Origin of the sequence: Sulfitobacter sp. 1A12779 (assembly GCF_043557315.1) — a bacterium.
Classification (GTDB): Bacteria; Pseudomonadota; Alphaproteobacteria; order Rhodobacterales; family Rhodobacteraceae; genus Sulfitobacter; species Sulfitobacter faviae.
In genome coordinates this window covers 429,017-447,949 of sequence record NZ_JBIFFU010000001.1, presented here as the reverse complement: position 1 = coordinate 447,949, position 18,933 = coordinate 429,017, and the positions used below count along the sequence as shown (strand labels likewise).

At 63.9% G+C, this 18,933-nt stretch carries 24 protein-coding genes; 8 read left to right on the top strand and 16 right to left on the bottom strand.

Translation table 11 applies throughout. The features are described from left to right. The first annotated feature begins 60 nt into the window (after nt 1–60). Complete coding sequence (locus ACGYLQ_RS02225; RefSeq protein WP_394440127.1) at nt 61–1,290, top strand: class I adenylate-forming enzyme family protein; 1,230 nt, start codon at nt 61–63, stop codon at nt 1,288–1,290. Beyond that, nucleotides 1,287–2,393 carry an acetyl-CoA C-acyltransferase gene (locus ACGYLQ_RS02220; RefSeq protein ID WP_394440125.1) on the top strand — a complete coding sequence of 369 codons (1,107 nt, stop codon included), beginning with the start codon at nt 1,287–1,289 and terminating at the stop codon, nt 2,391–2,393. Before ACGYLQ_RS02225 ends, ACGYLQ_RS02220 begins: the two co-directional genes overlap by 4 nt. A 31-nt stretch (nt 2,394–2,424) precedes the next feature. Here ACGYLQ_RS02220 and ACGYLQ_RS02215 read toward each other — a convergent pair whose 3' ends face one another. The 4 genes from ACGYLQ_RS02215 to ACGYLQ_RS02200 all read right to left on the bottom strand — a co-directional run bounded on the left by ACGYLQ_RS02215 (nt 2,425) and on the right by ACGYLQ_RS02200 (nt 5,102). Continuing rightward, nucleotides 2,425–2,970, bottom strand: a complete 546-nt coding sequence (locus ACGYLQ_RS02215; RefSeq protein ID WP_209216564.1) for a biotin transporter BioY — start codon at nt 2,968–2,970, stop codon at nt 2,425–2,427. A gap of 61 nt (nt 2,971–3,031) precedes the next feature. Continuing rightward, nucleotides 3,032–3,628: an energy-coupling factor transporter transmembrane protein EcfT gene (locus ACGYLQ_RS02210; protein ID WP_394440123.1), complete on the bottom strand. Its 597-nt coding sequence runs from the start codon at nt 3,626–3,628 to the stop codon at nt 3,032–3,034. Next, nucleotides 3,603–4,337: an energy-coupling factor ABC transporter ATP-binding protein gene (locus ACGYLQ_RS02205; protein ID WP_394440121.1), complete on the bottom strand. Its 735-nt coding sequence runs from the start codon at nt 4,335–4,337 to the stop codon at nt 3,603–3,605. The genes ACGYLQ_RS02210 and ACGYLQ_RS02205 overlap by 26 nt, the downstream gene beginning before the upstream one ends. A 72-nt stretch (nt 4,338–4,409) precedes the next feature. Then, nucleotides 4,410–5,102, bottom strand: a complete 693-nt coding sequence (locus tag ACGYLQ_RS02200; RefSeq protein WP_209216567.1) for a COQ9 family protein — start codon at nt 5,100–5,102, stop codon at nt 4,410–4,412. Between the two features lie 110 nt (nt 5,103–5,212). On the opposite strand from ACGYLQ_RS02200, the gene rpsU reads away from it, so the two are divergent. Next, nucleotides 5,213–5,419: a 30S ribosomal protein S21 gene (gene rpsU, locus ACGYLQ_RS02195; protein WP_007118112.1), complete on the top strand. Its 207-nt coding sequence runs from the start codon at nt 5,213–5,215 to the stop codon at nt 5,417–5,419. Between the two features lie 116 nt (nt 5,420–5,535). Here the strand turns inward: rpsU and ACGYLQ_RS02190 are convergent, their stop codons facing one another. Continuing rightward, nucleotides 5,536–5,994, bottom strand: coding sequence for an Lrp/AsnC family transcriptional regulator (locus tag ACGYLQ_RS02190; protein ID WP_120351940.1), 459 nt, complete (start codon nt 5,992–5,994; stop codon nt 5,536–5,538). Between the two features lie 138 nt (nt 5,995–6,132). On the opposite strand from ACGYLQ_RS02190, the gene ald reads away from it, so the two are divergent. Further along, entirely contained in the window at nt 6,133–7,251 is a 1,119-nt protein-coding gene (gene ald, locus ACGYLQ_RS02185; protein ID WP_394440119.1) for an alanine dehydrogenase, read from the top strand. Between the two features lie 62 nt (nt 7,252–7,313). On the opposite strand, the gene mscL is transcribed toward ald, so the two are convergent. Together mscL and ACGYLQ_RS02175 are read right to left on the bottom strand one after the other, a co-directional pair. Beyond that, nucleotides 7,314–7,745 carry a large conductance mechanosensitive channel protein MscL gene (gene mscL / locus ACGYLQ_RS02180; RefSeq protein ID WP_394440117.1) on the bottom strand — a complete coding sequence of 144 codons (432 nt, stop codon included), beginning with the start codon at nt 7,743–7,745 and terminating at the stop codon, nt 7,314–7,316. Nucleotides 7,746–7,867: 122 nt separating this feature from the next. Beyond that, nucleotides 7,868–8,818, bottom strand: a complete 951-nt coding sequence (locus tag ACGYLQ_RS02175) for a histidine kinase dimerization/phosphoacceptor domain -containing protein (protein ID WP_394440247.1) — start codon at nt 8,816–8,818, stop codon at nt 7,868–7,870. Here ACGYLQ_RS02175 and ACGYLQ_RS02170 point away from each other — a divergent pair. Next, complete coding sequence (locus ACGYLQ_RS02170) at nt 8,759–8,923, top strand: hypothetical protein (protein ID WP_394418417.1); 165 nt, start codon at nt 8,759–8,761, stop codon at nt 8,921–8,923. The two genes, ACGYLQ_RS02175 and ACGYLQ_RS02170, sit on opposite strands and share 60 nt — an antisense overlap. A 253-nt stretch (nt 8,924–9,176) precedes the next feature. On the opposite strand, the gene ACGYLQ_RS02165 is transcribed toward ACGYLQ_RS02170, so the two are convergent. The 4 genes from ACGYLQ_RS02165 to pheS form a co-directional block, all read right to left on the bottom strand. After that, complete coding sequence (locus tag ACGYLQ_RS02165; protein WP_209216571.1) at nt 9,177–9,620, bottom strand: YtoQ family protein; 444 nt, start codon at nt 9,618–9,620, stop codon at nt 9,177–9,179. Between the two features lie 20 nt (nt 9,621–9,640). Next, nucleotides 9,641–12,037: a phenylalanine--tRNA ligase subunit beta gene (gene pheT, locus ACGYLQ_RS02160; protein ID WP_394440115.1), complete on the bottom strand. Its 2,397-nt coding sequence runs from the start codon at nt 12,035–12,037 to the stop codon at nt 9,641–9,643. Nucleotides 12,038–12,046: 9 nt separating this feature from the next. Beyond that, nucleotides 12,047–12,328, bottom strand: a complete 282-nt coding sequence (locus ACGYLQ_RS02155; protein WP_322329665.1) for a YrhK family protein — start codon at nt 12,326–12,328, stop codon at nt 12,047–12,049. A gap of 67 nt (nt 12,329–12,395) precedes the next feature. After that, on the bottom strand, nt 12,396–13,469 hold the full coding sequence (gene pheS, locus ACGYLQ_RS02150; protein WP_394440113.1) for a phenylalanine--tRNA ligase subunit alpha: 1,074 nt from the start codon (nt 13,467–13,469) through the stop codon (nt 12,396–12,398). A gap of 172 nt (nt 13,470–13,641) precedes the next feature. Here pheS and ACGYLQ_RS02145 point away from each other — a divergent pair, with 172 nt between their 5' ends. Continuing rightward, nucleotides 13,642–14,316 (top strand): type 1 glutamine amidotransferase domain-containing protein, encoded by a 675-nt coding sequence (locus tag ACGYLQ_RS02145; protein WP_209216575.1) that lies wholly within the window; start codon nt 13,642–13,644, stop codon nt 14,314–14,316. Between the two features lie 94 nt (nt 14,317–14,410). Beyond that, nucleotides 14,411–14,623, top strand: a complete 213-nt coding sequence (locus ACGYLQ_RS02140; RefSeq protein WP_394440111.1) for a hypothetical protein — start codon at nt 14,411–14,413, stop codon at nt 14,621–14,623. Here ACGYLQ_RS02140 and ACGYLQ_RS02135 read toward each other — a convergent pair. The 5 genes from ACGYLQ_RS02135 to pyk all read right to left on the bottom strand — a co-directional run bounded on the left by ACGYLQ_RS02135 (nt 14,612) and on the right by pyk (nt 18,466). Continuing rightward, entirely contained in the window at nt 14,612–15,808 is a 1,197-nt protein-coding gene (locus tag ACGYLQ_RS02135) for a Hint domain-containing protein (protein WP_394440109.1), read from the bottom strand. The genes ACGYLQ_RS02140 and ACGYLQ_RS02135 overlap by 12 nt on opposite strands. A gap of 253 nt (nt 15,809–16,061) precedes the next feature. Beyond that, nucleotides 16,062–16,427, bottom strand: coding sequence for a 50S ribosomal protein L20 (rplT, locus tag ACGYLQ_RS02130; protein ID WP_067264504.1), 366 nt, complete (start codon nt 16,425–16,427; stop codon nt 16,062–16,064). 15 nt (nt 16,428–16,442) lie between these two features. Continuing rightward, nucleotides 16,443–16,643, bottom strand: coding sequence for a 50S ribosomal protein L35 (gene rpmI, locus ACGYLQ_RS02125; protein ID WP_067264506.1), 201 nt, complete (start codon nt 16,641–16,643; stop codon nt 16,443–16,445). A 126-nt stretch (nt 16,644–16,769) separates the two neighbouring features. Next, nucleotides 16,770–16,994: a hypothetical protein gene (locus ACGYLQ_RS02120; RefSeq protein WP_067264509.1), complete on the bottom strand. Its 225-nt coding sequence runs from the start codon at nt 16,992–16,994 to the stop codon at nt 16,770–16,772. A 26-nt stretch (nt 16,995–17,020) separates the two neighbouring features. Beyond that, on the bottom strand, nt 17,021–18,466 hold the full coding sequence (gene pyk, locus ACGYLQ_RS02115) for a pyruvate kinase (RefSeq protein ID WP_271692464.1): 1,446 nt from the start codon (nt 18,464–18,466) through the stop codon (nt 17,021–17,023). Between the two features lie 152 nt (nt 18,467–18,618). Here pyk and ACGYLQ_RS02110 point away from each other — a divergent pair, with 152 nt between their 5' ends. Then, nucleotides 18,619–18,930 carry a DUF1244 domain-containing protein gene (locus ACGYLQ_RS02110; protein WP_067264526.1) on the top strand — a complete coding sequence of 104 codons (312 nt, stop codon included), beginning with the start codon at nt 18,619–18,621 and terminating at the stop codon, nt 18,928–18,930. Nucleotides 18,931–18,933 lie beyond the last annotated feature (3 nt).

Sequence of the window (18,933 nt, the reverse complement as noted above, 5' to 3'; positions counted from 1 at the left end):
AACGGGCGGCCCCGGGGCGTGCACCCGGAATTTGAGACCCCACGGAAGAGGGAGAGGCAGATGCGCGGGCAAGGCAGGTTCAAATGGCATGAGGCCGCACGGCTTTATGCAGGGCAGCGGGAACTGCCCCGCGCGCCCGAAGGCCAGCACGACAGCTTCCGCGCCCTGCCCGCCACTCCGGCCTTCGACGCACTGGCGGCCCTAACCACAGCGATCACCCAGCAGGCCCCCTTTTGCCTCAGCGACTGGCCCCTGCCCGATGACATCTCCTGCCCGCCCGCTGCCTTTCTCACCCTCACCGGCGGCGCGTCGGGGCGGCCCAAGGCGGTCCGACGCAGCCAAGCCTCTTGGATCGCCAGTTTTGAGGTTAATGCTGACCGTTTCGCCCTTACCCCCCGCGACAGCGTCGCCGTGTTGGGGCAGCTCAGCCATTCGCTATCGCTCTATGCGGTGTTGGAAGCGCTGCATCTTGGCCTCGATGCGCATGTGCTGGCGGATCACGCCCCCCGGCGGCAGGCAGAGCGGATCGCCGAGACCGGGGCGACGATCCTTTACGCCACGCCGACCCAGCTGCGCCTGCTTGCCCGCGCTGCCGCCGCCCCGCTGCCGTCGCTGCACTTGGTCCTTTGCGGCGGTGGCGCGCTTGATCCGGCGACCCGGACGGCGGTGGCGCGGCTCTGCCCCCAAGCCGCGGTGCATGTTTTCTACGGCGCGGCGGAGACGAGTTTTATCACGCTGGCCGATGCCAATACGCCCGAAGGCGCGGTGGGCCGCCCCTACCCCGGTGTCGAGCTGCGTCTACTGAATGAGGAAGGCAAGCCCGTTACTGATGTTGGCGAGATCTGGGTACGCAGCCCCTACCTCTTCGATGGCTACGCCCTGGGCCACAGCGAAGAGACCCGCTGGCAGGAGGGCTTCGTGACCGTGGGGGAGATGGGCGCGCTGGATGCCCAGGGCAACCTCTGGATCAAGGGGCGGCGGCAGCGCATGGTGCAGATCGCCGACCAGATGGTGTTCCCCGAAACGGTGGAGGCCGTGATCAGCGCCCAAACTGGCCTGCCCTGCGCGGTTCTGCCCCGGGACGATGCGCTGCGAGGACAGCATCTGGTCGCGGTGATCGAAGCCCCGGCAGGAGAGCCGCCCGCCGAAGAGATCATTGCCCATTGCCGCGCGACGCTCGGGCCCCTCGCCTCCCCCCGGCGCATCTATTTCCGCCCCGACCTGCCCCTGCTGCCCTCGGGCAAGCCCGACCTGCGCGCCCTCTCGGACTGGGTGGAGGGCCAAAGGTGACCCGCGCCTATATCGTCTCGGCCTGCCGCAGCCCGGTCGCCCCGCGCGGCGGGGCGCTGGCCCATCTCTTGCTACCCGAGCTTGCAGCGCCGGTCCTTTCTGCTGCCCTCAGCCGCGCGGGGCTGGACCCTGCGCAGGTCGACGAGGTGATTTGCAGCACCGCCCTCGGCCCCGGCGGCAACCCCGCGCGCAGCATCGCTTTGGCCGCGGGGCTGCCCGAACAGGTGGCGGGCTTGAGCATCGACCGGCAATGCGCGGGGGGATTGGATGCGCTGGCGCTGGCGCGGCAGATGGTCCTTTCCGGGGCCGCCGATATCGTCGTGGCGGGCGGGGCCGAGAGCTATTCTCGCCAGCCGCTGCGCTACCGCACCTTCGCCGATGGCCGCCCGGCTGAGGCCTATACCCAAGCGCCCTTCACTCCATGGCCCGAACGCGATCCCGACATGGCGGAGGCCGCTGCGGCGCTTGGCCGGTCCCAAGGCATTTCCCGCGCAGAACAGGATGACTGGGCCGTGGAAAGCCATGCGAAGGCCCGCGCGAGCGCCCCAACCGAAGCGGAACTGGTGCCGCTCGCGGGCGTCTCAACCGATGCCTTCACCCGCCGGCTCACCCCCGCGCTTTGCAGCCGGGCCAAGGTGCTTTCCGGCGACATCACCGCCGCCAATGCCGCCGTCGCCGCCGATGCCGCGGCCTTTTGCATCGTCGTGTCAGAACGGGTGGCGGCGGACCTCGCCCTGCCGAAAGTCGAACTCACCGCAGCGGCGACGAAGGGAAGCCGCCCCGAAGAGCCGGGGCTGGCCCCATTGGTGGCCATCGGAGAAGTCTTTCGTCAAAGCGGATTGGAAGCCCGCGGCCTGCACCGCGCCGAGATCATGGAGGCCTATGCCGTGCAGGCCATCGCCTGCGTCACCGGCGCGGAGATCGCGCCGCGGATCGTCAACAGAGGTGGCGGCGCTTTGGCGCGCGGGCATCCGATTGGCGCTTCGGGCGCGATCAATGCGGTGCGGCTTTGGCATGAGTTGGTGGCGCGGGGATCGGGCACCGGCTTGGCGGCGATTGCCGCCGCCGGGGGGATCGGCTCTGCCGCGCTGATGCGGCTGTAGCGGCCCGCCCCTTGGGAAGCGGGCCAATCGTTTAGCTGCGCGACAGCAGGCTTGCGGGGCGCGCTTTGGCCAGACCGGAGGTGATGAACCCTGCCAGCACGGCTTTGATCAGGTCACCGGGGATGAAGGCTTGGACCAGCAGGGTCGCCTCGACCAGCGTTTTGTTCAGCGTCATCATCATGCCGAAGATGCCGAAGGCATAGACCACGAGGATGCCGCCCAAGACCGCCGACACCCCAGCCGCGAGGCCCACCGGGGCACTGCGCCACTGGTCCATGATAAAGCCGGTCACGAAAGCCCCGATCGGGAAGCCGACGAGGAAACCCACGGTCGGCGAGGCAAAAACGCCCAGACCGCCACGACCGCCCGCCAGAAGCGGCAGACCCAGCGCCACCAGCGCCACGAACAGCAGCGCCGCAAGGCCACCGCGCCATGCGCCCAGCACCGTGCCACAGAGCATGACCCCCAGCGACTGCGCCGTGATCGGCACGCCGAAGCCAAGCGTGAATTTCGGAATCAGGCCCAGCGCCGCGATCAACGCGGCAAAAAGGGCGATCATGGTCAGATTGCGTTCCATTGGAAGGATCCTTGGGTTGAATTTTCCATTGACTAGGCCACCCCCTTGCCCCGGTCAAGCATTACAGACCGCCCCGCGCACGCAACGCCTCGGCCACATGTTCGGCGTCGTCGATGGCCAGAACCGTGAAGGGCATCACCACGCGCCAGCCCGCCCGCCTGCGCGACCGCGCCCGCCACGCCAGCGACAGCATCTGCCCCTTGGCCGCCAGTACGGGGGTGAAACGCACCACCAGCGCCACGGCCAACTCAAGGCTGCGCGTGCGGAGCCCGAAACGGCGCAGCGGGGCGGCGAGCCAATGCACCACCCCCATCATATCGCTGAGCTTGGTGGTCATGGTGACGAGGTTCGCAAGCCCCACAGCGGTGACCATCCGCAGCGCGATCACAAGCCCCGCCTCCGCATCGTCGGTCAAGACATGCCACAGCAGGATCAACCCGACGAAAGGCCAAAGCATCCACAGACGCCCCAACCCGGCCCGCAGGAAGGCCCGCCCCGGTAGGGCATAGAGCAGCAGCATCCCGGCACAGAAGAGAATTTGCCAAACCGGGTCCTCCACCCCGAAGAGCAGAAGCGTGGCCAGGCAGAGCGCCCCCAGCTTGGCCCCGGCGGGCCAGCCATGGGCGCGGGTCTCAACCGGCGAGGTCAGAGAGATCATCGCTCGCCCCCAATTCCTTCATCCGCGTCTCAAAGGCGCGCAGCACCGGGCGGGCGCTGCCTTGCTGGACGACCTCGCCGCGCTCCAGCCAGAGAACGTGATCGTATGCCGCCACCGCCGCCGGATCGTGGGTGATATGGACCAGCGTCAGCTCCAGCCCCGCCAAAACCCGTTCAAGGTGCAACCGCGTGGGGATGTCGAGCCCGGCAAAGGGTTCGTCCAACACCACCACCCGTGGCTGCATCGCCAAGACCGCCATCAGGCAAACCAACTGCCGCTGCCCTTGGGAGAGTTGGTGAATCGACGCCTGCGCCCAATGGCCCTTGTCGAATTGACCAAGGATCGCCGCCACGCCCCGCGCGGCCTCGGCCTTGGATTGGCCCATCTGCCGCAGGCCAAAGGCGATTTCCTCTTCCACCGTGGGAAAGATGATCTGATGGTCCGGGTTCTGGAACAGGATGCCCACCGCCCCGATCGCGCGGCGGCGGTCGCGGGCCACATCGACTCCGGCAATCCGCACCTGCCCCTCATCGGCGGCCACCAGCCCCGACAGAACCCGCGCGAAAGAGGTCTTGCCCGAGCCGTTGCGGCCCACGATGCCGATCCGCTCGGCATCGGAGCTCAGGCTCACGCCCCGCAGCACCGGCGTGCCCCCGGGGGTGTAGCTGATGCTGTCAATATCGATGAGCGGAAGGGTCGGATTGGTCATCGGGCGCCTGTGGTAAAACCGGGTGCCCCGCCCTACCACCTGCCGCGCGGGCGTGGAAGCCCGCAGCGCGCCTCAGCTCGGCGGCGTCCAACGGCCCGGCAGATCGGGGTCACCTTGCCCGCGTGGGGCTTTGATATGGCTCAACAGCCAGTTCGGCCCGGCCATCAGACGGCTCAGCGTCGGGCTTTCGCGCACATGGGATTTAAGCTTTTCGATCTGCATCACATCGTCGATGCGCCGATCGAGGAACGACCATGTCGCCTGATGCCCCTCACTGGCATCCCCCAGCCAATAAAGCAGCGTGGCCGAATAGACCCCCGACAGCGTGGCCCGCTTGCTGTACCAATTCACATCTTCCGAGGTATCGCCAAGCGCGGTCCAAATCTTATCGCTGGTCTCCCAGATCAGCCCGGCCCCTTCGGGGGCGTGATGCGGCAGAGCGAAAAGCGTGCTGCCCCGGCGGATCGCCTCACGATCCCCGGCTTCCAGCCGCAAGCGCACCGCCTTGGCGATACGGTCCCTGAAGCGCAGCGCCGACAGATCGGCCTGCGCCAAGCCTTCGACCATCTTGGCATCGCCGCGCCGGTGATAGGCCACCGCCAGATCGACCGCCCCGCGCGGGCAGACCGCACGGGCCAGCGCCGGGTCCAGACCGCTGTCCTTGATCGCGGCGTTGAAGGTCGCGGGCGACCAGCCATCAAACGGCACATGCATCAATGCGGCATCCAGCAATTGGTCCTTTGGGTCGGCCTTGGGCGGTGTCATGGCGGGCTCCTATCGGGGCGTGATGGGGTGGACAAACGTGATATAGGCTGTTATAGGCCCATTTCCTGCAATTCCTTGCAACTTTATCCTAGAAAGGTGGTGACAACCACATGCAGGTTAGTGTTCGCGACAACAACGTCGATCAGGCCCTCCGGGCTCTGAAGAAAAAGCTCCAGCGCGAAGGCGTTTTCCGTGAAATGAAGCTCAAGCAACATTTCGAGAAACCGTCCGAGAAAAAAGCGCGCGAGAAAGCTGAAGCGATCCGCCGTGCCCGTAAGCTGGCACGCAAAAAAGCGCAACGCGAAGGTATGATGTAAATCATCCCCGCGACACGCGACAGATATAGAACCCCCGGTGCCCATGGCAGCGGGGGTTTTGTTTTGTGGGGGAGCGCTGCCCGGCGGCCTTACGGCCTTGATTCCGGGCTTTCCAGCTATACCGGCAGCGCCGTGGTCTTGCACACAGTCCTGAGCGCGAAACTCGACTGCATCTGCGCCACCCCCGGCAGCCGCGCCAAATGCTGGCGATGAATCCGGGCGAAATCTTCGGTATTCTCGGCCACGATCTTCAAAAGGTAATCCGCCGTCCCGGCCATCAGGTGACACTCCAAGACATCGGGAATGCGCGAGACCGACTTCTCGAAAGCCTCCAACACCTCTTCGGCCTGCGCCTGTAAAGTGATCTCCACAAAGACCGTCGTCGGCATATCCAACTTCCGCGGGTCCAAGAGGGCGACATAATCGCGGATATACCCTTCCTTCTCCAACCGCTGTACACGGCGATGGCAGGCCGAGGGCGACAGATGCACCACCTCTGACAGTTCGGCATTGGACATCCGCCCATTGCGCTGCAAAGCCCGCAAAACACGCCGATCAATCTCATCCAAGGCCATATGCGCAATACTTTCGCGTGAGGAAGCAATCCAGCGCGATTATATTCGAATGATGCGCCCCTTGGCGACCCCCATTTCGCAGCGATATGCACGGCAGATATGATAGCCCTGTCCCACTACGGAGGAGGAGGAACCCCCATGAAAATCGGATGCCCGACAGAAATCAAACCGCAGGAATTCCGCGTCGGCCTGACGCCCAATGCCGCACAAGAAGCCATCGCCCATGGGCATGAGGTTATCGTGCAGGCGGGGGCCGGGGTCGACGCGGGCTTTGAAGATGCGGATTACACCGCCGCCGGGGCGCGCATCATCGACACGGCCGAGGAAATCTTTGCCACAGCCGACATGATCGTCAAGGTGAAGGAGCCACAGGCGGGCGAACGCAAGATGCTGCGCGAAGGGCAATTGCTCTTTACCTATCTGCACCTCGCGCCCGACCCGGATCAAACCCACGATCTGCTGGTCTCGGGCTGCACGGCGATTGCCTATGAAACCGTGACCGACCGCAATGGCGGCCTGCCCCTTCTGGCCCCGATGTCCGAGGTCGCGGGCCGTTTGGCCCCGCAGGTCGGGGCATGGACGCTGCAAAAGGCCAATGGCGGGCGCGGCGTGCTGATGGGCGGCGTGCCCGGTGTCGGCCCGGCTAAAGTCATGGTCATCGGCGGCGGCGTCGTCGGCACCCATGCGGCCCGCATCGCCGCGGGCATGGGCGCAGATGTGACCGTGCTCGACCGCTCCCTGCCCCGGATGCGCTATCTCGATGACATCTATGGCGGCACCTTCAAGACCGCCTATGCCAGCGCGGGCAACACCGTCGAACTGGCGCGTGAGGCCGATATGATCATCGGCGCGGTGCTGATCCCCGGGGCCGCGGCCCCCAAGCTGATCAGCCGCGCGCAACTGTCGGAACTCAAACCCGGCGCGGCGCTGGTCGACGTGGCCATCGACCAAGGCGGCTGCTTCGAGACTTCCAAGGCGACGACTCACCAAGACCCGGTTTATGAGGTCGACGGCATCATGCACTACTGCGTGGCCAATATGCCCGGCGCGGTGGCGCGCACCTCGACCATCGCGCTTGGCAACGCCACCATGCCCTTCATGCTGGCACTGGCCGACAAGGGCTGGAAACAGGCCTGCGCGGATGACCCGCACCTCAAAGCCGGGCTGAACGTCCACGCGGGCAAGCTGACCTATGCCGCCGTGGGCGAAGCGCTTGGGCTCGACAGCATCACCGCGGATCAGGCCATCGCGAGCTGAACGACAGCGGCCAAACAAAAGGCCCGCCAGATTGGCGGGCCTTTCCATTTCGAAAGCAGCGCTCAGCGCGTCTTCAAAGCGTCTCGAATTTCCAGCAATACATCGAGCTGCGACGGACCGGTTTCGACCTCGGGTGCCACCTCGTCCGGCTTTTCTGCGGCGGCCTTCACACGGTTCACCATCTTCACCAAGATGAAGACGACGAAAGCGATGATGAAAAAGTTGATCACGGCCATCAGGAACGAGCCATAGGCAAAGACCGACGCCCCCGCCTCCCGCGCCTGTTCAAGCGAGGCACTCGCGGGCACATCGCCCGAAAGCACCGCGTAGTTGTTGGTGAAATCCACCCCGCCCGTGAAAAGCCCGACGATCGGATTGATCAGATCGGCCACCAGTGACGACACGATCGCCGTGAAGGCCGCGCCGATGATGATACCAACGGCCATGTCCATGACATTGCCCTTGGCGATGAAATCCTTGAATTCTTGAATCACAGTTCTGTCCCTATTCTAAGGCGCGACGATAACCCCGCCATCACGGTCGATAGTGCGGACTAGCATATAGAACGGTCAATAAAGTTTTACGGTAAATCGCGCGTTTTACGGCCCGCGCCCGTTCATTCCCGAAAACAGACCCGCAAAAGCGCGCCCTCGGGGCTGAAATCGGTCGTCAGACGCCCGTTCAACTGCTCGGCTGCCGTGGCCATCAACATCCGCCCCAGCCCCGTGCTATCGGCCCCCGAGACGGCACCGGCATGGCCGCAGCCATTGTCGCGGCATTCCAAAAGCCAGCCCTCGGCCCCCTCCTGCCGCCGTAGGGAGATTTTGATCTCCCCCGCCCGGTCCCCGGCAAAGGCGTGTTTAATTGAATTGGCCACGAATTCGCTCACGATCATGCCGAGGGCTGAGGCCTGCACGGCCTGCAACTCGCCCGGCTCAGCCGCACAAAAGATGGTAACGTGGTCCGGCGCGCTGGCGGCGAGAAGCTTGTTCAGCTGTTCGAGGTAGGACTTGGTTTGCACCTTGCTTCGGCCACCCTGCCCCATCAACTCGCTGTGCAGCGATGCCACCGCGCCGAAACGGCGCTCGACAAGGGCAAGCACATCCTTGGCGTCGGGGTCTTGCACCTTGCGTGTCGCCATGCGCAGCAATGAGGCGATGGTCTGGAACGAGTTCTTCACCCGGTGGTCCATCTCGGCGCGCAGCGCCGCTTCGATGCGGATCTTCTTGCGCAATTCCAACTGCATCATCACATGGCGCGACAGGGTTTGCAGCGCTTGGCGCTGGAAATCGTTCAAGGTCCGCGGCTTGGTATCCAGCACGCAAAGCGTGCCAATCGGCTGGCCGTTCGGCGCGACAAGATTGGCACCGGCATAGAATTTCACCCGAGGGTCGCCAACATAGAGCGGATTGTCCGAGGTGCGCGGATCCGCCCCCATATCCGCAATCTCGGTATAGCCCTCGTCGAGAATGGCATGAGAGCAGACCGATTGATCAAGGGCCGTCTCATGCGGCTCGAACCCGACGCGCGCCTTGAACCATTGGCGCTTTTCATCAACCAGACTGATCAGAGAGACGGGCGTTTCGCAGATTTTGGACGCAAGCTCGACAATATCGTCGAAATCCGCTTCGGCTTCGGTATCAAGAATATCATAGGAATAGAGCGTCTCTAGACGCTCGTCCTGCTCTGCGGGCGTGTCGGCTAAAATGGACCTTCTCCTTCCAAAGTTAACCCGCCACGCAACTTTGGCACGGCAGCGGGGGTCGGATATGGCCTGCCTTTCGGGGGGCAGATCACGGCTGATGAACCTCCAGCTAGTGAAGGTTTAGTCCGCAAAGCAGCGGCGTCCAGCATGCTACCGAATCGATTCGCGCTTAAACCCTTGATAGATGTTCAATTTCAACGCGGCTAGCCCCGCTGCCGCGTCACCCCGGCAGCGTACCGGTCAAGACATAGCGCAGAATCTCAACCACCTGCGCAGGCTCGGAGGCCACGGCCAGCGCGGCGGCGTCGACCTCTTTCAGCGCATGGGCGTGGTCGGGGCCGTGCAGGATGATCAGCGATTTGCCAAGTGCTGCGGCATAGCCCGCGTCGAAGGCCGCGTTCCATTGCTTGTATTGGTCACCGAAGCGCACCACGACGACATCCGCCTCGGCAATCGCCTTGCGGGTGCGGATCGCGTTGATCTGTGCGCCCTTACGGTCATGCCAGAACTTGTCGTCCTCCGCGCCGAGGATCGCCACGCCGCAGTCATCAGAGGCGGCGTGGTCGGTGACGGGTGCGGTAAAGGTCACGTCGAGACCCTTGGCCCCTTCGGTGATCTGTTCGCGCCAATCGGTGTGGATTTCACCGGAGAGGTAGACTTTCATCGCTTCCGTCCTTCCTTGGTTCAGCCGCGCAGCACGCCGCCCGTGGCCTTGGTCACCTTTTCGACCACCTTAGCAGCCACGGCTTCAATGTCTGCATCCTTCAGCGTCTTGTCGCTGGGTTGCAGGCGCACGGTGATAGCGAGGGATTTCTTGCCTTCGCCAAGGCTGCCGCCGATGAACTCATCGAAGACGCGGACATCGTCGATCAGGGTCTTGTCGGCGCCCTTGGCGGCATTGACCAGCGTCAGTGCTTCCACATCGGCATCGACGACAAAGGCGAAGTCACGCTCGACCACCTGCAGGTCGCTGATCTGCAACGCCGGGCGCGTGGCGCCGGATTTGCGCGGCAGCGGCACCTCGGCGGGGTAGAGAGTGAAGGCCATCGCCGGGCCTTTCACGTCCATCGCAGCCAGAACCCGCGGATGCACCTCGCCGAAGACGCCCAGCACCTTTTTCGGGCCGAGGCAGATCTTGCCGTGACGGCCCGGGTGCCACCATTCATCAGCGCCGCGCAGGATCTGCACCTTGGCGGGCGCGCCGATGGCGGCCAGCACCGCCTCGGCATCGGCTTTCACGTCGTAGACATCCACCGCGCGCGCCGCGCCATGCACGTCGCGTGGGCCTGTGCGTCCGACCAGAAGGCCCGAGACCATGACCTGCTCCTCGCCCGGCTCCCCCCCGGAGAAGGCGGGACCGACCTCAAACAGCGCCATGTCGGCAAAGCCGCGCGCCTGATTGCGGGCGGCGGCCTGCAAGAGGCCCGGCAGCAGGTCGGGGCGCATGTGGCTCATGTCCGAGGAAATCGGGTTCTCCAGCCGCGTCGCATCGGTGCCACCGCCGAAGAGTGCCGCCGAGGCTTGGTCGATGAAGCTGTAGCTTACGCATTCGTTGTAGCCGAGCGCGGCCGCCGTGCGCCGCGCCGTCACCACGCGGCGCTGCATGGGAGAGAGCACCGGGCGTGGCACGCCCGTGGTCAGGCGCGGGAGGGGCTTGCCTTCGAGCTGCGTCAGCGAAGCGATGCGCGCGACTTCCTCGACCAGATCGGCCTCGCCCTGCACATCAGGGCGCCAGCTTGGCACCTGCGCCATGTCGCCGTCGAGTACGAAGCCAAGCGCGGTCAGCGTCTCGCGCTGCGCGCTTTCGGGGATCGTCATGCCGACAAGCGATTGCACCCGCGCGGAGTCGAGCTTGTAGGCGCGCGACGTGTCCGGCACCTGCCCTGCGACCACGACCTCCGAGGCCTCGCCTCCCGCGTGATCGAGGATCATCCGCGTGGCATGCTCAAGCCCCTCGGGGGTGAAGGCCGGGTCGACGCCGCGCTCGAACCGGTAGCGCGCGTCCGAGTTGATCTTCAACGCGCGGCCCGCATAGGCGATCTGCACCGGGTCCCAATAGGCGCTCTCGACAAAGACGTTCACCGTCTCCTCGGTCACGCCGGTCGCCTCGCCGCCCATGATGCCCGCGATGCTTTCCACGCCGCTGTCGTCGGAGATGGCCATCTGGCCTTCCTGCAGGGTGTAGGTCTTCTCGTCCAGCGCCGCGATTTCCTCGCCGCCCTTGGCGCGGTGCACGCGCAGGTTGCCCGCGACCTTGTCGGCGTTGAAGACATGCAGCGGGCGGTTGCGGTCGAAGGTGAAGAAGTTGGTCACGTCCACGAGGAACGAAATCGGGCGCAGCCCGATGGCGCGCAGCCGGTCCTGCAGCCACTGCGGGCTGGGGCCGTTCTTCACGCCTTTAATCAAGCGGCCATAGAACACCGGGCAGCCGTCTACCGTGTCGTCGTCGATGCTGACGCTGATCGGCGAGGCAAAGCTGCCCTCCACCACATCGCAATCGCGCGGCTTGAGCTTGCCCAGACCCCGCGCGGCGAGGTCACGCGCAATGCCGCGCACGCCAAGCGCATCGGGGCGGTTGGGGGTGATGGCGATTTCGATCACCGGGTCGACCTTCGCCGGGTCATTCTGCGCCAGCCAGTCAATGAAACGGTCACCGGGCTTGCCCGAGGGCAGCTCGATGATGCCGTCATGCTCCTCGCTCAGCTCCATCTCGCGCTCGGAGGCCATCATGCCGAAGCTCTTCACGCCGCGGATCTTGCCGACGCCGATGGTGGTGTCGATGCCCGGCACATAGACGCCCGGCTTGGCCACGACGACGGTGATGCCCGCGCGGGCATTCGGCGCGCCGCAGATGATCTGCATGACGCCCTCGTCGGTCTCCACCTGACAGACGTTCAGCCGGTCGGCATCGGGGTGTTTCTCGGCCGATTGCACGTAGCCGAGGGTGAAGTCGGCCAGCTTCGCAGCCGGATTCTCGACGCCTTCGACCTCGAGGCCGAGGTCGGTCAGGGCATAGGTGATCTCATCAATCGACGCCGTGGTGTCGAGATGGTCCTTGAGCCAGGAGAGGGTGAATTTCATGATCGTTCCCTAATTCTCGTAACGTTTGGCCAGATCGGCCATATCGCCCATCCGATAAAGTTTGATTTCGCGGACCACCCGCAGGCAAGGCTTGGCCGCAAAGAAGATCGACCCAATCAAAAAGAGCCATGTCGCGCTGGTCTGCGTACTCTCGAAGAAAAACAGCACAGAGCCGACGATGAAGCAAACTGCCGCGCAAAAATCGATAAGCGTGTAGGCAATTTCGAATTTCGCATAAAGCTCGCGAGACCGGGCGTTGTTCTCGCGGTTCTCGTGTCGAAAGAGTTTCATATCAGACATGCCCCACGCGGTGTCTTTTGATGTTCCTACAGCGGTCGCCGCAGGCTAGCTGCGCAGTTCACCGCGACAACCCACCATGCAAATTCGGCTGATCCAAGCTCGCAAACCCATAGTGTCGCAGCCAGCGCAGGTCTGAATCAAAAAACGCCCGCAGATCCGGGATGCCGTATTTCAACATCGCAATCCGGTCGATCCCCATGCCGAAGGCGAAGCCCTGCCATTTGTCGGGGTCGATCCCGCCGGCGGCGAGCACCTTGGGGTGCACCATGCCGGAGCCGAGCACCTCCATCCAGCCGTCGCCCTCGCCGATGCGCAGCTGGCCGTCGACCCAGGAACACTGGATGTCGACCTCAGCCGACGGCTCGGTGAAGGGAAAGTGCGAGGCGCGGAAGCGGGTCTTGATGCCGTCGATTTCGAAGAAGGCCGAGAAGAACTCCTCAAGCGTCCACTTGAGGTTCGCCATGGAGATGTCCTTGTCGATCGCCAGCCCCTCGACCTGATGGAACATCGGCGTGTGGGTCTGGTCGTAGTCGGCACGGTAGACGCCGCCGGGGCAGATGATGCGCAAAGGCGCGCCCTCGGCCTCCATGGTGCGGATCTGCACCGGGGAGGTATGGGTGCGCAGCACATGAGGGGCGCGTTCATCACCCTCGGCCCGATGCATATAGAAGGTGTCCATCTCGGCCCGCGCGGGGTGGTGGCCGGGGATGTTCAGCGCGTCGAAGTTGTACCAATCGGTGTCGATGCGCGGACCTTCGGCAACGGCAAAACCCATCTCGGCGAAGATCGCGGTCAGCTCCTCGGTCACTTGGCTCACCGGGTGGATGCTGCCCTGACGCTGGTGCCGCGTGGGCAGCGTGACGTCGAGCCATTCGCTGCGCAGACGCTCGTCCAGCGCGGCATCGGCAAGGGCCGCCTTCTTGGCCGAGAGCGCCGAGTTGATCTCGTCCTTCAGCGCGTTCAGCGCGGGCCCGGCGACCTGACGCTCTTCGGGGGTCATCTTGCCCAGCTCGCGCATTTTCAGCGCGACTTCGCCCTTTTTGCCCACGGCGGCCAGCCGGATGTCTTCCAGCGCGGATTCGTCGCCAGCATCGGCGATTTGGCTCAGGTACTTTTGCTTCAGATCGTCCATGACAGGCCCTTGGAATAATACCCCGTCCTGCTAGCCCTCTCGCCCCTCGAATGCAAGCCGTAGGGGTTGTGGCGCCATGGGGGAACCACCACCTCTGCAAAGCGTTAGGCCGCATCCCCTCGGCGCGCCCTGCTTCAGCGGCGCGCCCAACCTCCCCCGAAAGGAGAGACTGATGAAAATTCTGATGGTTCTGACATCGCATGACGAATTGGGCGACACCGGCAACAAGACCGGTTTCTGGCTCGAAGAATTCGCCGCCCCCTATTACGTTTTCAAAGACGCGGGCGCGGATGTGACCCTCGCCTCACCCAAGGGCGGGCAGCCGCCGCTCGACCCCAATAGCGACAGCGAAGACGCGCAGACCGATGCCACCCGCCGGTTCAAAGACGACGCTGCCGCGCAGCAGGCGCTGGCCTCGACCAAAGTGCTGGGCGATGTGGACGCGGACGGTTTCGATGCGATCTTCTACCCCGGCGGCCACGGCCCCCTGTGGGATCTGGCCAATGATGCCGACAGCAAGCGCCTGATCGAAACCTTCTGGGCCTCCGACCGCCCCGTGGGTGCCGTCTGCCACGCGCCTGCCGTGTTCAAAGATACCCAAGCCGACGGCAAGCCGCTGGTCTCGGGCAAACGCGTCACCGGCTTTACCAACACCGAGGAAGAAGGCGTTGGCCTGACCGACGTGGTGCCCTTCTTGGTCGAAGACATGCTGAAGGAAAACGGCGGCGACTACAGCAAGGGCGACGATTGGGCGTCCTATGTGCTGGTCGACGGCAAGCTGGTCACCGGCCAGAACCCCGCCTCGTCCGAGGAAGCGGCGAAAGAGATGCTGGCGCTCTTGAAGTGACGGCAGGTGGGGGCGCAAGTCCGCGCCCCCTCTCCCTCATGGGAGGAACCGCCACAGCCCGCGCCGTGTTTTGCCCGTGAAAGGAGCCTCCGACATGGCAGATTATGACCGCAGCACCGGCGCCCCATGGAGCGCCGAAGACCTCGAACAGCTTCGCATTCTTGCGGCAGAGGGCACGGCGACCAGCGTGATCGCGGTGCAACTGAACCGCAGCGAAGAGGCGATTGCGCATCGCGCAGCACAGGATGGAATCAACCTGACCGCCGCCAGCCACAATCCCTATGACCCCGACACCCTAAACCGATAGCAGGGCGCGCCCGTTTTTCTTGTGCTTCGCGATCAACCGCTTTTGCACGGGCCCCGCGGGGATCTGATGCGCGGGGGCACCGAAGCCGTCGCCCTCAACCAAAGCGGGGAAGAGCGTCGCAAACTCCTCGCGCTGCGCCTGACCGAGGGTTTTCACGGTGTCGGCATTCAGCAAGAAACTCTCGCTCGGCGCGCCCTCGGCATAGACGATCTGGTGCTTTTCAAAGACCAAGTGGAAATACTCCACCTGTGAGACGCCCTCATCCACATGCACCCCCGGCAGTTCGGTCAACCGGACCGCGGCAACGAGCACGGCCATCGCGCCGCAGATCCGCTTGACGATGCCTGAACGCGCGACCATGCGATGCTGCCTTGAGACCATGAGGTCACGCTTGGGCAGCCCCGCGCCCAAGGCCCCAGCACTGATCCGAATGGGGTAGAGCTTGGGGTTCTTCGCCAACTCCCCTGCCCCGACCGAACGGCGCAGCGCTGCGACAAGCTCCTGATAGCCGTGGCCTTGGGTCAGCACGCGCACGCCGGGGGCCAAAGCCTCGACCGGGAGATCGCCCGCTTCGGTGGTGATCAGCGTGCCGCGCGCGAAACAGGCCACGCCGGTCGAGACCAGATCGCCCTCTTCGCGCATCGTGTCGATGTCGGATTTCCACGCCAGATTGCCCAATAACCCGCCCTCGGGCAGGTCTGAGAAATCGACGGTCATGGTCGTGAAAAGATCCCCCGCAGCCGGGCTGCCCGCCAGATTGACGATGCCGGAATAGGTCACCTCAAGATCACCGGCCAAATCCCGCGAACCGGACTCCACGCGGAAGGGAAACCCCTCAAGCGACGTGGGGGTCGAGCCGCCATTGGGGTCGTCGTCCGCCGTGGTGGTGGTGTCGAAGACGGAACTGGCGGGCTGAAGGTCGATCTCCATCGTGGCGAGCGGCTTGGTCGTCTCAAGATGGTGCCAGTCATAGCCGAAGGACATCTGCGTATCCTCCCCCACCGCCGCGCCATTCGTATAGGGATCCGTTGCGTGCCACGTCAGCGTCTCGACCGAGCCATCGGCATAGGTCAGCGTGATCCGCGCGCCCTCAAGATCGGCGCCGCGCGAACTGGTATCGTCGCGAATACCATAGACCGTCTCATGCGGGTCTTCGTCCAACCTGTTGACTACAATTCCGGGCATAAACGTCCCCACCTTTTACAAATAACTTGCCGACAAACAGCGCCAATTGCTGCGGCACCGGTGCAGATAGCTGCACAGTGACCTGTCGTTGGGGCACATTGTCCATGGGGGTGAGGAGCAGGCAAGGCCGTGGCAAGGGATTATCGGGGCAAGATTATGGCAAGCCCCGCACGACGGCCCGAAACGCAGATCCCCCAAACGCAAAAAGCCCCGCCATCCGGCAGGGCTTTCGCAAATTCAAAGCAATTTTGGCTTAGGCCGCCAGCGCGTCCTGCGCTTGCTTGACGATCGCACCGAAGGCTTCGGGCTCGTGCACGGCCAGATCGGCCAGAACCTTGCGGTCCACTTCGATGCCGGCCAGCGTCAGACCGTTGATGAAGCGGCTGTATGTCAGCGCCTCGTCGTGGCTGCGCACGGCGGCGTTGATCCGCTGGATCCACAGCGCGCGGAAGTTGCGCTTGCGATTCTTGCGGTCACGCGTTGCATATTGGTTGGCCTTGTCGACCGCCTGCGTGGCGACCTTGAAGACGTTCTTGCGCCGACCATAGTAGCCTTTTGCGGCTTTGATGATCTTCTTGTGACGCGCGTGGGTGACTGTACCACCTTTAACTCGGGACATCTCGGCTCTCCTTAATCAGCGGGCGTAGGGCATGAAGCCCTTGACGATCTTTGCATCGGCTTCCGACAGGGTTGTCGTGCCGCGTGCGTTACGGATGAACTTGTTGGTCCGCTTGATCATGCCGTGCTGTTTGCCGGCTTGGCTGGCGATGACCTTGCCGGTCGCCGAGACCTTGAAGCGCTTCTTGGCGCTCGATTTCGTCTTCATCTTGGGCATTTCCGTCTCCGTCTTTTGAGTTCGGTATAAACACGACTCGGCATGCCACTTGAGGCCGGTCGTGCAGGCTAAGATGCGCCGTATAGGCGCGGTCGGTCAGGGATGCAAGAAGTTTCGCACGCCCCCTCAGGGCAAGAAGTCCGCCGCGACCGAGACGAAGACCTCCGGCAGGTTCTCAAAGGAATAGCGCCCCGGATTTTCGCGCAGCGCAAAGACGATCAGCCCGCCCGCGATCAAGATCGTGATGGCCGAGGCGCGCGGCGACCGACGGTCGGTCACCGCAGACAGGATCGAGGGGATCGACAGCACCGCCAGAACGATGCCCACCACCATTGCCAAGTCAGAGTCCACGCAACATCCCCCTATCCAGGGAAAGGCTACTCTGGATCGGAGGCGTAAATCAAACGTTCGTCACAGGGGGCGACGCGCAGAATATTGGTGCTGCCCGGCACGTTGAAGGGCACACCGGCAGTGACGACGATATGATCCTCCGGCCCCGCATACCCCTCTGACAATGCGGCCCGCGCGGCGCTCAGCACCGCCAGTTTAAACCGGTCATGCCCATCGGTGATGATGCAATTCGTGCCCCAGCTCAGCGCCAGACGGCGCGCGGTGTTGACCAGCGGCGACAGGGCGATGATCGGCACACGGGGCCGTTCGCGGGCGGTCAGCAGGGCGGTGGTGCCCGATTGGGTAAAGCAGCAGATCGCCTTGATGTCCGTCGTCTCGGCAATCTCACGCGCGGCGGCGACGATGCCATCGGCCACGGTGGTGCGATCCGCCGTGCGCGATGATTCGATGATCTGCGTATAGGTCGCATCGGCTTCGACCTCTTGAGCCACGTTATCCATCGTTGCCACGGCCTGTAGCGGGTAATCCCCGGCGGCGGATTCAGCGCTCAGCATCACGGCATCGGCGCCTTCGTAAATTGCGGTTGCCACGTCCGAGACTTCGGCGCGGGTCGGCATCGGGCTTTCGATCATCGATTCGAGCATCTGTGTCGCCACGATCACCGGCTTGGCCGCCGCGCGGCATTTGCGCACCAGACGTTTCTGGATCGGCGGCACATTCTGCACCGGTAGCTCCACGCCCAAATCGCCCCGCGCCACCATGATGCCGTCGCTGACATCCAAGATCGCCTCGAACCGCTCCACCGCCGCGGGCTTCTCGATCTTCGACAGCACCGCCGCCCGGCCTCTGACCAGATCGCGCGCCTCGGTCACATCCTCGGGCCGCTGGACAAAGCTGAGGGCGAGCCAGTCGACCCCCAATTCGCAGACGAACTCCAAATCGGCGCGGTCTTTCTCGGAAAGCGCGGCCAGCGGCAGCAGCACGTCGGGCACGTTCACGCCCTTGCGGTTTGAGATGACACCGCCCGTCACCACTTCGCAATCGGCGAAATCCGGGCCGCAGTCGCGCACCTTGAGGCGGATCTTGCCGTCATTGACCAAAAGGCTCGCGCCCGGCTCAAGGGCTGCGAAAATCTCAGGATGGGGCAGGCAGACGCGGGTCGCATCGCCCGGCGTCTCGTCAAGATCAAGCCGGAAAGACGCGCCCTCTTCCAAGGTTGGCCCGTCGCCCTCGAACACGCCAACGCGCAGCTTCGGCCCCTGAAGGTCCGCCAGAATGCCGATCGCGCCGCCGGTCTCTTTCTCGATATCGCGGATGATCCGGTGCTTTTCCCGGATCTCTTCGTGGCTTCCGTGGCTCATGTTCAGGCGGAAAACATCCGCCCCGGCGTTGTGCAATGCCGCGATCACCTCTCGGGTTTCGGAGGCTGGCCCAAGCGTGGCCACGATCTTTACATTGCGCAAACGTCTCATATCTGTTCCTTCGTGTCCTATGTCCCCAGAGCGAATGTTAACGATAACATCGCCTGTCCGGTGGCCTAGCGCCCCCATGAGTGCCTGTCAAAGGTTTCATCAGAATGACGGTCCATCGCGGTCCCGTCCAGTGATATGAGAAGGAAGCTGTCATGCCCAGCCAACAAGAGATCGAACTGCAAGCCGCCGCCTTTCGCCGGTTGCAGAAACACCTGATGGAAGATCGGACGGATGTGCAGAACATCGACATGATGAACCTCGCCGGTTTTTGCCGCAACTGCCTGTCGCGCTGGTATCAAGAGGCCGCTAACGAACGCGGGATCGAGATGGGCAAGGACGAGGCGCGCGAGTTGTTCTACGGGATGACGATGGACGAATGGAAAGCCAACTATCAGACCGATGCGAACGACAGCCAGAAAGAGGCGTTCAAAACGGCCTTTGAAGAGAATGTCGGAAAGGGTTGAGCA